This window comes from Enterobacter cloacae complex sp. 382A5 (assembly GCF_050031095.1).
Lineage (GTDB): Bacteria > Pseudomonadota > Gammaproteobacteria > Enterobacterales > Enterobacteriaceae > Enterobacter > Enterobacter cloacae.
Window position 1 is genome coordinate 1,369,054 of sequence record NZ_JBLGVK010000001.1, and the last position, 13,250, is coordinate 1,382,303.

A 13,250-nucleotide genomic window follows, 5' to 3' on the forward strand; every position below is an offset into this window, starting at 1 on the left:
TTCGCCCGCAGGGGGCGGGAAAGTCGTCACAAATAAATAACATTTTCATAAAGGCGGTTGACAGCAGCCAGCAGATGAAAATAAATGTCTATACAACCCATGACAAGTGAAAGGCTTATGCTGCAACTTCATCCCGACGATGTGATATGGCGAAATGCGCGACTGGCGACAATGGTTCCTGGTGAAGAATCGTATGGCCTGCAAGCGCATCATGCCCTTGTGGTGCGCGGTCAAACCCTTCTGGCCGTAATTCCTGAAGCAGAGCTCCCTTCCGGGCATGATAAATGCGTCGATCTCGGTGGACGCCTGGTTACGCCGGGTCTTATCGACTGCCATACCCACCTGGTGTTTAGCGGCAATCGCGCGGCGGAGTGGGAGCAGCGTCTCAACGGTGTCTCCTACCAGACCATCAGCGCACAGGGGGGCGGAATTAACGCCACCGTCTCGGCAACCCGCGACAGTTCGCCGGAAAATTTGCTTACACTGGCGCAGCAGCGGCTGGAGCGGTTAATGAATGAAGGGGTGACCACCCTGGAAATCAAATCCGGCTACGGTCTTAACGCCGCGGCTGAAGAAAAAATGCTGCAGGTCGCACGCCAGCTCAGCCTGAGTAATCCGGTTGAGATCAGCCCAACCCTGCTGGCCGCGCATGCGGTTCCGGCGGAATACCGCCACGATCCAGAAGCGTACCTCACACTGGTGTGCGAGCAGATCATGCCCGAACTGTGGCAAAAAGGGCTGTTCGAAGCGGTGGATGTTTTTTGTGAAAACGTCGGCTTCACGCCAGCACAAACCGAGCGGCTTTTCCTGGCCGCCCGCGCACGGGGTATTCCGGTGAAAGGGCACGTGGAGCAACTTTCTAACCTGGGCGGTGCGGCGCTGGTCAGCCGATTTAAAGGGTTATCTGCCGATCATATCGAATACCTGGATGAGAAGGGTGTTCAGGCCATGGCGCAAAGCGGCACGGTCGCGGTACTGCTGCCTGGCGCGTTCTATTTTCTTCAGGAGCGTCAGCGTCCACCGGTTGAACAGCTCCGGGCGCAGGGCGTACCGATGGCGGTCGCCACGGATTACAACCCCGGCACCAGCCCGTTCGCGAGCATTCATCTGGCCATGAACATGGCCTGCGTACAGTTTGGCCTGACGCCTGAAGAGGCCTGGGCTGGCGTCACGCGACATGCCGCGCAAGCGCTGGGGCGTGGAACAACGCACGGGCAGTTAAAGGCCGGTTTTATGGCTGATTTTATCGTCTGGGATGCAGACCATCCGGTAGAAATAGTTTACGAGCCGGGACGCAATCCGCTGTATCAACGCATTTTCCGGGGGGAGGCAGTATGAGTTGGCAGCCCGTTGCTAAGACCGTCTGGCAGGGGCGCGACGACAGCGCCGAGGCCAGCAACGCAAAACGTATTTTTCAGACCATACGCCAGCCGTCGCAATTTACCCCGGTTTCATCCGCGATTGCGCTGATAGGCTTTGCCTGTGATGAAGGAGTAAGGCGTAATCAGGGCAGGCAGGGTGCGGCGCAGGCTCCCGACGTGCTGCGTAAGGCGCTGGCGAACATGGCAACGCATTCCGGCCACGAACGGCTGGTGGACATGGGGTCGGTTTACGTTGAGGATGACCAACTGGAAGAGGGCCAACAGGCACTGAGCGATGCCGTGGTGACCTGTCAGCAGGCTGGCATGCGTACGCTGGTGTTGGGCGGCGGACACGAGACCGCCTGGGCCCACGGCCGTGGTATCCTTGAGGCGTTCCCGAATGAGCGCGTGGCGGTCATCAACCTGGATGCGCATCTTGATTTGCGCAAGGCCGAACGGGCCACCTCCGGCACCCCGTTTCGTCAGCTGGCGAACTACTGTGCTGACCACGCGCGGGAATTTGAGTACGCCTGTTTTGGCGTCAGCCGCGCGGCGAACACCCAGGCGCTGTTTGACGAGGCTGAACGGCTTAACGCCACGCTGGTGGACGATCTGCATTTCCACCGGGATGCGCTATCAGCCCTGGAACAGGTGCTGGCGCAGGCCGATCGTGTTTACCTCACCATTGATCTGGACGTTCTGCCCGCAGCCGAGATGCCCGCCGTGTCAGCCCCCGCGGCGTTAGGCGTGCCTGCGCGGGATCTCCTGCCCGCGATCGAGCGCATTTGCCGTAGCGGAAAACTGCAGGCCGCCGATCTGGTAGAATTTAACCCTCACTACGATCGGGACGGACAGGGGGCGAAGCTTGCCGCCCGTCTGGCCTGGCAAATTGCTCACTGGTGGGCATAACAACATTTAAGGAGTCACGATGTTCTCACGCTCACCTCAGCCGCCGTCCGGCTCTCCCGCGCCTTTCTACGAAAAGGTGAAGCAGACGATCAGCGAAAAAATCGCCACCGGCGTCTGGCGGCCGCATGACCGCATTCCCTCTGAAGCCGATCTGGTGGCGCAGTTTGGCTTTAGCCGGATGACCATCAACCGGGCGTTACGCGAGCTAACCGACGAAGGCCTGCTGGTGCGTCTGCAGGGGGTCGGGACGTTTGTGGCGGAGCCGAAAGGACAATCGGCGCTGTTTGAAATCCGCAGCATTGCGGACGAGATAGCGTCGCGAAACCATCAGCACCACTGCGAAGTGCTGGTGCTTGAAGAGACGCAGGCCAGCGCCGAACAGGCTGCGGTACTGAACGTCAAGGAGGGAACCCGGATCTTCCATTCCGTAATGGTGCATTTCGAAAATGACGTGCCGGTGCAGATTGAGGATCGCTGCGTAAACGCCGAACGGATACCGGACTATCTGGACCAGGATTACACCCAAACCACGCCGCATGCCTTTCTCTCGCTTGTCGCACCGCTGACGGAAGGGGAGCATATTGTGGAAGCGGTGCGCGCGACGCCGCAGGAGTGCGAGCTGCTGCGTATCAAAGAGCACGATCCCTGCCTGCTGATCCGCCGCCGCACCTGGTCATCCGCGCAGATTGTGTCGCATGCAAGACTGCTGTTCCCCGGTAGCCGCTATCGGTTGCAGGGCCACTTTATGTCATAAGTTTTAAAAGCGTGATAGCTAACGCAATATAACAAAATTGTATCTTTTTTGTTAAATCTGACCTTGTGTGTGCTTGTCTATACAAGTATATCTAAATGCATCATCTGTCCCGTATGAGGAGCACACAATGTCGTCAGGTAAATACCGTCAGCAGGATGTCCGCGCCGCGCGCGGCACCACCCTTACCGCCAAAAGCTGGCTCACCGAAGCACCACTGCGCATGTTGATGAACAACCTTGATCCTGAGGTTGCGGAAAACCCCCACGAGCTGGTGGTGTACGGCGGCATTGGCCGCGCCGCGCGCAACTGGGAATGCTATGACGCCATTGTTAAGGCCCTGACCGAACTGGAACACGACGAAACCCTGCTGGTGCAATCCGGCAAGCCGGTCGGCGTGTTTAAAACCCACAAAAACGCGCCGCGCGTTTTGATTGCCAACTCTAACCTGGTCCCACACTGGGCGACCTGGGAACACTTTAACGAACTGGATGCCAAAGGGCTGGCGATGTATGGCCAGATGACCGCGGGTAGCTGGATCTACATTGGCAGCCAGGGGATTGTGCAGGGCACCTATGAAACCTTCGTCGAAGCCGGTCGTCAGCACTACAACGGCTCGCTGAAAGGCCGCTGGGTACTGACCGCGGGTCTGGGTGGCATGGGCGGTGCACAGCCGCTGGCCGCGACGCTGGCTGGCGCCTGCTCGCTGAACATTGAGTGCCAGCAGAGCCGCATCGATTTCCGTCTGCGTACCCGCTATGTTGACGAACAGGCCGACAGCCTCGATGACGCGCTGGCGCGTATCAAAAAATACACTGCGGAAGGTAAAGCGGTATCGATAGCGTTGTGCGGCAACGCGGCAGAGATCCTGCCGGAACTCGTGGCCCGTGGCGTTCGCCCTGACCTCGTCACCGACCAGACCAGCGCCCACGATCCGCTGCACGGTTATCTGCCAAAAGGCTGGACGTGGGAAGCCTACCAGCAAAAAGCCGAAACCGATCCTGAAGGCACGGTACTGGCCGCTAAGCGTTCGATGGCAGAACACGTCTCCGCCATGCTGGCGTTCAGCGAGATGGGCATTCCGACCTTCGATTACGGCAACAACATCCGCCAGATGGCAAAAGAGATGGGCGTCAGCAACGCCTTTGATTTCCCGGGATTTGTCCCAGCCTATATTCGTCCGCTGTTCTGTCGCGGTATCGGTCCGTTCCGCTGGGTGGCCCTGTCCGGCGACCCGGAAGATATCTACAAAACCGATGCCAAAGTGAAGGAAATTGTCGCGGACGATGAACACCTGCACCACTGGCTGGATATGGCCCGCGAGCGCATTAACTTCCAGGGCTTGCCGGCGCGTATCTGCTGGGTTGGGCTGGAGTGGCGGCAAAAGCTGGGTCTGGCTTTTAACGAAATGGTGCGCAGCGGCGAAGTGTCAGCCCCGATTGTGATTGGTCGCGACCATCTGGATTCTGGCTCCGTCGCCAGCCCGAACCGTGAAACCGAAGCCATGCGCGACGGCTCAGACGCGGTCTCCGACTGGCCGCTGCTGAATGCCTTACTCAACACCGCCAGCGGCGCGACCTGGGTATCGCTGCACCACGGTGGTGGCGTGGGGATGGGCTTCTCCCAGCATTCCGGGATGGTTATCGTCTGTGACGGAACGGATGAAGCCGCCGCGCGTATCGCACGCGTGCTGCACAACGACCCGGCAACCGGCGTGATGCGTCACGCGGATGCGGGTTACGAGATTGCCATTGAATGTGCCACAGAGCAGGGACTGAACCTGCCGATGATCCCTGCCACACAAGGAAAGCATGAATGAACGCGTTAACACTCACTCCCGGCTCACTGACACTCAAACAGCTGCGAAGCGTCTGGCGTCAGCCGGTCACGCTCTCGCTGGATGAAAGCGCCCATGCCGCCATTAACGACAGCGTGGCCTGCGTTGAAGCCATCATTGCTGAGGGGCGTACCGCCTACGGTATCAACACCGGTTTTGGTCTGCTGGCGCAGACGCGCATTGCCACGCACGATCTGGAAAATCTCCAGCGTTCGCTGGTGCTTTCCCACGCCGCAGGCGTTGGCCAGCCGCTGGACGACGAGATTGTCCGTCTGATGATGGTGCTCAAAATTAACAGTCTGGCGCGCGGCTTCTCCGGCATTCGTCTGAGCGTGATCCAGGCCCTGATAGCGCTGGTGAACGCGGAAGTCTATCCGTGGATCCCCGCCAAAGGCTCTGTTGGCGCCTCTGGCGATCTCGCCCCGCTGGCGCATATGTCACTGCTGTTGCTGGGGGAAGGCCAGGCGCGCTGGCAGGGAGAGTGGCTCCCGGCAAAAGAGGCGCTGAAAAAGGCCGGGCTAGCGCCAATCACCCTTGCGGCAAAAGAGGGGCTGGCGCTGCTTAACGGCACGCAGGCCTCCACGGCCTTTGCGCTGCGTGGTCTGTTTGAAGCCGAAGATCTGTTCGCCTCGGCCGTGGTGTGCGGTGCGCTGACCACGGAGGCGGTGCTGGGCTCGCGTCGTCCGTTTGACGCGCGTATTCATGACGTACGCGGCCAGCGCGGGCAAATTGACGCTGCCGCAATGTATCGCCATCTGCTGACGGAGACCAGTGAGATTGCTGATTCGCACCATAACTGTGACAAGGTACAGGATCCGTACTCGCTGCGCTGTCAGCCGCAGGTGATGGGCGCGTGTCTGACGCAGCTGCGCCAGGCCGCAGAAGTGCTGCTGGTGGAAGCCAACGCGGTGTCCGATAACCCGCTGGTGTTCGCCCAGGAAAACGAGGTGGTCTCCGGTGGTAACTTCCACGCCGAGCCCGTGGCGATGGCGGCGGATAACATCGCGCTGGCGATTGCCGAAGTGGGCGCCTTGTCCGAGCGGCGCATTGCGCTGATGATGGATAAGCATATGTCCCAGCTGCCACCGTTCCTGGTGCGCAACGGCGGGGTGAATTCAGGCTTTATGATTGCCCAGGTGACGGCCGCAGCGCTGGCGAGCGAAAACAAAGCGCTGTCGCATCCGCACAGCGTGGACAGCCTGCCAACCTCTGCCAACCAGGAAGATCACGTCTCGATGGCTCCGGCTGCCGGACGTCGTCTGTGGGAGATGGCCGCCAATACCCGTGGCGTGCTGGCAGTGGAATGGCTGGCGGCGTGTCAGGGGATCGATCTGCGTGAAGGGCTGAAGTCCAGCCCGCTGCTGGAGCAGGCACGTCATGCGCTGCGTGAGCACGTATCGCATTACGATGATGACCGCTTCTTTGCGCCGGATATTGATAAGGCGATGCAGCTTCAGGAAGAGGGGCGTCTGGTGGGGTTGTTGCCTTCGGTGCTGTGATTTTTTTGCCCGGTGGCGCTGCGCTTACCGGGCCTACGAATCCGAAATGTAGGCCGGGTAAGGCGTAGCCGCCACCCGGCTTTTTTTTACGAATACATCGCCGTAATCGACGCGCTCTCCAGCGAATGGAAATGCACATTAAACCCTACCATCGCGCCGCTCGCCCCTTCGTCGACCTCAATCTTCTCTACATCCAGCGCGTGAACCGTGAAGATATAGCGGTGCGTTTCCCCTTTTGGCGGCGCCGCGCCACCGTAACCGGCTTTCCCAAAATCGGTGCGCGTCTGAATGGCGCCTTCCGGCAGGGCGACCAGGTCGGAGCCGGAACCCTGCGGCAGAACGCGCGTATCGGCGGGCAGGTTGGCCACAACCCAGTGCCACCAGCCGGAGCCGGTTGGCGCATCCGGGTCGTAGCAGGTGACCACAAAGCTTTTGGTGCCCGCCGGCACATCGTCCCATGCCAGATGCGGAGAGATATTATCTCCCTGATACCCCATCCCGTTGAAGACGTGGCGTTCAGGCAGTTTTTCGCCGTCGCGCAGATCTTTACTGATGATTTTCATACGGTTTGCCCTCGTTATTCACTCGTTCAGGAAGTGTAACGCATAGGGTCAAATCGTGAAATGCGCCGGAATGTTAACGGCTTCAACCACCGCGGCGGTTAACGAGCGTAGCTGTTCAGCCGTGATGATATACGGTGGCATCAGGTAGATAAGTTTGCCGAAAGGCCGCACCCAGACACCCCGCTCTACAAAGAAGCGCTGCAATGCCGCCATATTCACCGGATGGGTGGTCTCAATCACGCCGATGGCACCCAGCACGCGCACGTCCGCCACGAAATTCGCCCCCGAGGCGGCACTGAGCTCTTCTTTCAGCTGCGCCTCAATCGCCGCAACCTGCGTTTGCCACTCGCCGTTTTGCAGGATCGCGAGACTTTCGTTTGCCACCGCGCAGGCCAGCGGATTGCCCATAAAGGTCGGGCCATGCATAAAGCAGCCCGCTTCGCCGTCGCTGATGGTGTCGGCCACCTGGCGGGTGGTAAGGGTGGCGGAGAGCGTCATGGTACCGCCGGTCAGCGCTTTCCCCAGGCACAGGATATCCGGTGTAATATCCGCATGTTCGCAGGCAAACAGCTTACCCGTGCGGCCAAATCCGGTGGCGATCTCATCGGCAATCAGCAGGATGCCCTCGCGGTCACACATTTTACGAATGCGTTTTAACCACTCGGGATGGTACATGCGCATCCCACCAGCACCCTGAACAATCGGTTCGAGGATCACGGCGGCAATCTCATGGCGGTGGGCAGCCATCAGCCGCGCAAAGCCGACCATGTCCATTTCATTCCACTCACCGTCGAAACGGCTCTGCGGGGCCGGGGCAAACAGGTTTTCCGGCAGGTACCCCTTCCACAGGCTGTGCATGGAGTTATCCGGATCGCACACCGACATCGCGCCAAAGGTATCGCCGTGGTAGCCGTTGCGGAAGGTCAGGAATCGCTGACGGGATTCCCCCCTGGCATGCCAGTACTGCAGCGCCATTTTCATCGCCACTTCCACCGCCACCGAGCCGGAGTCGGCAAGGAACACGCACTCCAGCGCATCGGGCGTCATCGCCACCAGACGACGGCAGAGATCAACCGCCGGTTGATGGGTAATGCCGCCAAACATCACGTGCGACATCTGCTCAATCTGCGCTTTCATCGCGGCATTCAGACGCGGGTGGTTGTACCCGTGAATGGCCGCCCACCAGGATGACATACCGTCAACAAGCGGCTCGCCGCTGGCAAGGTGCAGTTCGCAGCCGTGGGCCGAGGCCACCGGGTAGACCGGAAGCGGGCGAGTCATGGAGGTGTAAGGGTGCCAGATATGCTGCTGGTCGAAGGCGAGATCGTCCTGGGTCATAATCGACTTGTAAACCATTTTGAAAAGTTTTAGGTTTACGAGTATAAACCGAACCGAAAATTAACAAAACCCTTTGGAGAAGCCCCATGGCTCACCACGCACGCTGGACGATGTCGCAAGTCACTGAATTATTCAATAAACCTTTCCTGGAGCTGATGTTCGAAGCCCAACAGGTGCATCGTCAGCACTTCGATCCGCGCCATGTTCAGGTCAGTACGCTGCTGTCGATCAAGACCGGCGCCTGCCCGGAAGATTGCAAATATTGCCCACAGAGCGCGCGCTATAAAACCGGGCTGGAATCCGAACGTCTGATGGAAGTGGAGCAGGTGCTCGACTCCGCGCGTAAGGCGAAAAACGCGGGCTCTACCCGTTTCTGCATGGGGGCGGCATGGAAAAACCCACACGATCGTGACATGCCGTATCTGGAGCAGATGGTGAAAGGGGTCAAAGAGATGGGGCTGGAAGCCTGTATGACCCTCGGCACGCTGAACGAAGAGCAGGCGCAGCGCCTGTCTGCTGCAGGGCTGGATTATTACAACCACAACCTCGACACCTCACCAGAGTTTTACGGCAACATCATCACCACCCGTACCTATCAGGAGCGTCTGGATACGCTGGACAAAGTGCGCGAAGCGGGCATCAAAGTGTGCTCGGGCGGGATTGTGGGGCTGGGCGAGACGGTGAAAGATCGCGCCGGTCTGCTGCTGCAACTGGCGAACCTGCCGACCCCGCCGGAAAGCGTGCCAATCAACATGCTGGTGAAGGTCAAAGGCACGCCACTGGCGGATAACGAGGATGTCGATGCGTTTGATTTTATCCGCACCATCGCGGTCGCGCGCATCATGATGCCAACCTCATACGTCCGCCTTTCTGCCGGTCGCGAACAGATGAACGAGCAGACGCAGGCGATGTGCTTTATGGCTGGCGCTAACTCCATCTTCTACGGCTGCAAGCTGCTGACCACGCCGAACCCGGAAGAGGACAAAGACGTCCAGCTGTTCCGCAAGCTGGGGCTGAACCCGCATCAGACCGAGGTGCTGGCGGGAGATAACGAGCAACAGCAGCAGCTGGAGCAGCAGATTTTCAACGCCGATACCGAACAGTTCTACAACGCGGCATCCGTATGACCTGGCAGGCTCGTATTCAATCCGCGCTGGAAGAGCGCCGGGCGCGGGATGCTTTTCGCGTTCGCAGGGTAGTGGAAAACGGTGCAGGCCGTTTTCTGACCCACGCCCGGCGGCAGTACTGTAATTTTTCCAGCAATGATTATCTCGGCCTGAGCCAGCATCCGGCGATTGTTCGCGCCTGGCAGCAGGGGGCGGAACACTACGGCGTGGGCAGCGGCGGTTCGGGGCACGTCAGCGGCTATACAACAGCGCATCAGGGGCTGGAAGAGACGCTTGCCGACTGGCTGGGCTATCCGCGCGCGCTGCTGTTCATCTCCGGCTTTGCCGCCAATCAGGCGGTGATTGCCGCGCTGATGGGCAAGGACGATCGTATCGCCGCGGATCGCTTAAGCCACGCCTCTTTGCTGGAGGCGGCGAGTCTCAGCCCGGCACAGCTGCGGCGCTTTGCCCACAATGATGCGCTTTCGCTCGCCACGTTGCTGGATAAACCCTGTGCCGGACAACAGCTGGTGGTGACGGAAGGAGTGTTTAGCATGGATGGCGACAACGCGCCGCTTCGTGCGCTGTCTGACGTTGCGAAACAGCAAAACGCCTGGCTGCTGGTGGATGATGCCCACGGTATTGGCGTGATGGGTGAGGACGGTCGCGGTAGCGCCAGTCAGCAGGGCGTGAAGCCGGAACTGCTGATCGTCACCTTTGGCAAAGGCGTTGGCGTGAGCGGGGCCGCCGTGCTGTGCAGCGAGTCCGTCGCCGATTATCTGCTGCAGTTCGCCCGACATCTGATTTACAGCACCAGTATGCCGCCTGCGCAGGCGGTGGCGCTCTCTGCCTCGCTGGAGGTGATCCGCGGTGAAGAGGGGGCTGAACGGCGCGCGCGTCTGGCAGAACATATTCAGCGTTTCCGTCAGGGTCTGGATCGGCTTCCTTTCCAAAGCACCGATTCGCAGAGCGCCATCCAGCCCGTTATCGTGGGGGAAAACAACCGTGCGCTCGCGCTGGCACAAACGCTGCGCGAACGGGGAATGTGGGTCACGGCCATCCGTCCGCCCACCGTGCCGCCGGGTACGGCGCGTCTGCGTCTGACGCTGACGGCGGCGCACAAAGCGGAAGATATCGATGCGCTGCTGGAGGCTCTCCATGTCGCCAGTCAATAAACAGGCCATTGCGGCGGCGTTTGGCCGGGCTGCACGCAGTTATTCTCAGCATGATGAGCTTCAGCGTCAGAGCGCTCAGGGGCTGCTTGAGCTACTCGGTGCGCGTCGTTTCCGGTACGTACTGGATGCCGGATGCGGCCCCGGCGGCAACAGCCGCTACTGGCGCGACGCCGGAAGCCACGTTACCGCACTCGATCTCTCTGAGCAGATGCTGGACGAGGCGCGACAGCAACAGGCGGCTGACCGCTATCTGACTGGCGATATTGAGTCGCTTCCGCTGCCGGATGCGCAGTTCGATCTGGTGTGGAGTCACCTGGCGGTACAGTGGTGCAGTAGCCTTTCGCAGGCGTTAAACGAGCTGTATCGCGTGGCGCGTCCGGGCGGAAAGGTGGCCTTTACCACCCTGCTGGAAAGCTCGCTGCCCGAGCTGAATCAGGCATGGAAAGCGGTAGACGAACAGCCGCACGCCAACCGCTTTTTAGCGTATGAACAGGTGACGGACGCGCTGACGGGCTGGCGCTATCAAAGCCAGGTGCAGACCATCACGCTGAACTTTAGCGATGCGTTCAGTGCCATGCGCTCGCTGAAGGGCATTGGCGCTACGCATCTGCATGACGGGCGCGAGAGAAAACCGCTCACGCGCGGGCAATTGCAGCGCCTGGAGCTGGCCTGGCCGCAGCGGCGGGGCACTTTCCCGCTCTCTTATCAACTCTTTCATGGGATTATCGAACGTGACTGAACGTTATTTTGTCACCGGAACGGATACCGAAGTGGGTAAAACGGTGGCCAGTTCCGCGCTGTTGCAGGCGGCTCGTCTGCAGGGCAAAACCACCGCCGGGTACAAGCCCGTCGCCTCCGGAAGTGAGATGACGGCACAGGGGTTACGCAATACCGACGCGCTGGCGCTGCAGCGTAACAGCACGCTGCCGCTGGACTATGCGGCGGTGAATCCCTATACCTTTGCCGAGCCGACATCGCCGCACATTATCAGCGCCGACGAAGGCCGCCCCATCGCGTTTTCCGTGCTCTCGGACGGCCTGCGCGCACTGGAACGCCAGGCTGACTGGGTGCTGGTGGAAGGCGCAGGGGGGTGGTTTACGCCGCTGTCGGACGAACTGACGTTTGCGGACTGGGTCCAGCGCGAGCAGCTTCCGGTGATCCTCGTGGTCGGGGTGAAGCTCGGCTGTATCAACCACGCCATGTTAACGGCACAGGCCGTTCAGCAGGCCGGGCTGCGTCTGGCGGGCTGGATAGCCAACGACGTGGTCGCACCCGGTAAGCGTCACCAGGAGTATCTGGCCACGCTCAGGCGAGTGCTTCCCGCGCCGTTCCTGGGGGAGATCCCATGGCTTGCGGACGGTGCTGAGCACGCCGACACCGGACATTACCTCGACCTCAGTGCCTTGCTTCCCGCGACATCCAGTGGGCAATAAGCTCGTCATCCAGCTCGGTAACGTGGCCCTGGGCCACGTTACGCCCGCGATACAGCATACAGAAGCGATCCACTACCCGGCGGATAAACGACAGTTGCTGCTCGGCTAATAACACCGTCATCCCCAGCTCACGATTAAGCCTCGCCAGCAGATGGCCCAGCTTCTGAGCAAAGCTGTACCCTGCGCCCTGCAGCGGCTCATCCAGAATCAATACCCGCGGTCGGTTGACCAGCGCGTTAGCCAGCGCCAGCTGATACTGATCGTCCGGGGAGAGCCCGTTCGCCCGAATTTGTCGCAGCGCCCACAGCTGCGGGAACAGGTCATAGACATCGCTTTTTGCACGCGTGTCCGTTGCCCCTGTCGCCCGCATGGCGATGTGCAAGTTTTCCTCAATGGTCAGTTGCGAAAAAATCCGTCGGTCCTGTGGCACGTAGCCAATCCCCGGCAGCGCGCGTTGATCCGGTGCCTGACGCAGTAAATCACAGGGCGGGGCACCGGCTTCGTGCCAGACGATGGTTCCGCTCTGCACCGGTAACGCGCCGGTGATGCAGTTGATGAGGGTGGTTTTTCCCATGCCGGGCAGGCCAATCACCCCTGTGCATAAGCCCTGCGGTAAATCCAAATCGACATTCCATAGCGTATGTTGGTTTCCGTAAAACTGATTGACTGCACGCAGACTCAACATCTTTCTCTCCTTAAAAATGTATGTGGGTGAGGCTCGTTAATGAATCTGCAAATCTCCTGCCAGAACCGTTGAACTGATTAAAAAAGAGGCTTTTTTAGGATAATGCCGTCGCAAAACGACCGATCGATAAGCGGATTGCACTGTCTCAGTGCCAGAACTGTTAGCGGTGGTGCAGGGACTGAAATGGCTGAATTGTGAGCAAGATCTCATTGATTGGTTATGAATAACGCAACGGTTGATTGGCAAAAATTAGCGATAAAAATTTTTTGTCACCGCCTCGTGGGAAAAACCGGGAATTTGCTGAGCGGCAGTCTGTATGGGCTGGACGCAGTTATCCACTATTCCTGTGGATAACCATGTGCATTAGAGTTAGAAAACACGCGATAAGCGAGAGAAGACGCGGGTTACGCCCAAATTGACGCGAAACGCGGCTCTGGAAAATATCCTTTAAGATTTAACTGGTTAGATAAAATCAATTGCCGTCATAAAAGTGTCACCGGTTGCCATAAAACTACCATTACCTGGCTTGACAAATGTTAAAAATGAAAATGTTCTGGGGATAACCGGGTAGGGCTGGTGTTTTATGTCGTCTC

At 59.3% G+C, this 13,250-nt stretch carries 12 protein-coding genes; 9 read left to right on the plus strand and 3 right to left on the minus strand.

Annotated elements, in window-relative coordinates:
- Positions 1-117: 117 nt before the first annotated feature.
- From hutI to hutH, 5 genes are all read left to right on the plus strand, one after another.
- A complete protein-coding gene (gene hutI / locus ACQG2G_RS06480; protein ID WP_061771568.1) occupies positions 118-1,338 on the plus strand; it encodes an imidazolonepropionase in 1,221 nt (406 codons plus the stop codon).
- Entirely contained in the window at positions 1,335-2,270 is a 936-nt protein-coding gene (hutG, locus tag ACQG2G_RS06485) for a formimidoylglutamase (RefSeq protein ID WP_061771567.1), read from the plus strand. The genes hutI and hutG overlap by 4 nt, the downstream gene beginning before the upstream one ends.
- Positions 2,271-2,289: 19 nt before the next feature.
- On the plus strand, positions 2,290-3,024 hold the full coding sequence (locus tag ACQG2G_RS06490; RefSeq protein WP_013097507.1) for a histidine utilization repressor: 735 nt from the start codon (positions 2,290-2,292) through the stop codon (positions 3,022-3,024).
- A 127-nt stretch (positions 3,025-3,151) separates the two neighbouring features.
- The gene (hutU, locus tag ACQG2G_RS06495) at positions 3,152-4,840 is read left to right on the plus strand and encodes a urocanate hydratase (protein WP_029882491.1); all 1,689 of its coding nucleotides are present in this window, start codon (positions 3,152-3,154) and stop codon (positions 4,838-4,840) included.
- Positions 4,837-6,357, plus strand: a complete 1,521-nt coding sequence (gene hutH / locus ACQG2G_RS06500; RefSeq protein WP_248078728.1) for a histidine ammonia-lyase — start codon at positions 4,837-4,839, stop codon at positions 6,355-6,357. The genes hutU and hutH overlap by 4 nt, the downstream gene beginning before the upstream one ends.
- A gap of 86 nt (positions 6,358-6,443) precedes the next feature.
- On the opposite strand, the gene ACQG2G_RS06505 is transcribed toward hutH, so the two are convergent.
- Positions 6,444-6,920, minus strand: coding sequence for a kinase inhibitor (locus ACQG2G_RS06505; protein ID WP_013097504.1), 477 nt, complete (start codon positions 6,918-6,920; stop codon positions 6,444-6,446).
- A 48-nt stretch (positions 6,921-6,968) separates the two neighbouring features.
- Positions 6,969-8,276 (minus strand): adenosylmethionine--8-amino-7-oxononanoate transaminase, encoded by a 1,308-nt coding sequence (gene bioA, locus ACQG2G_RS06510; protein WP_058683713.1) that lies wholly within the window; start codon positions 8,274-8,276, stop codon positions 6,969-6,971.
- A gap of 68 nt (positions 8,277-8,344) precedes the next feature.
- Between bioA and bioB the strand changes: the two genes are divergently transcribed.
- The 4 genes from bioB to bioD are packed head-to-tail and all read left to right on the plus strand — an operon-like array spanning position 8,345 to position 11,972.
- Positions 8,345-9,385 (plus strand): biotin synthase BioB, encoded by a 1,041-nt coding sequence (gene bioB / locus ACQG2G_RS06515; protein ID WP_014831141.1) that lies wholly within the window; start codon positions 8,345-8,347, stop codon positions 9,383-9,385.
- On the plus strand, positions 9,382-10,539 hold the full coding sequence (gene bioF, locus ACQG2G_RS06520) for an 8-amino-7-oxononanoate synthase (protein ID WP_061771601.1): 1,158 nt from the start codon (positions 9,382-9,384) through the stop codon (positions 10,537-10,539). Before bioB ends, bioF begins: the two co-directional genes overlap by 4 nt.
- On the plus strand, positions 10,523-11,278 hold the full coding sequence (gene bioC, locus ACQG2G_RS06525; RefSeq protein WP_061771602.1) for a malonyl-ACP O-methyltransferase BioC: 756 nt from the start codon (positions 10,523-10,525) through the stop codon (positions 11,276-11,278). Before bioF ends, bioC begins: the two co-directional genes overlap by 17 nt.
- Positions 11,271-11,972, plus strand: a complete 702-nt coding sequence (gene bioD, locus ACQG2G_RS06530) for a dethiobiotin synthase (protein ID WP_020685271.1) — start codon at positions 11,271-11,273, stop codon at positions 11,970-11,972. The genes bioC and bioD overlap by 8 nt, the downstream gene beginning before the upstream one ends.
- On the opposite strand, the gene ACQG2G_RS06535 is transcribed toward bioD, so the two are convergent.
- Positions 11,935-12,657 (minus strand): ABC transporter ATP-binding protein, encoded by a 723-nt coding sequence (locus tag ACQG2G_RS06535; protein WP_013097498.1) that lies wholly within the window; start codon positions 12,655-12,657, stop codon positions 11,935-11,937. The genes bioD and ACQG2G_RS06535 overlap by 38 nt on opposite strands.
- Positions 12,658-13,250 lie beyond the last annotated feature (593 nt).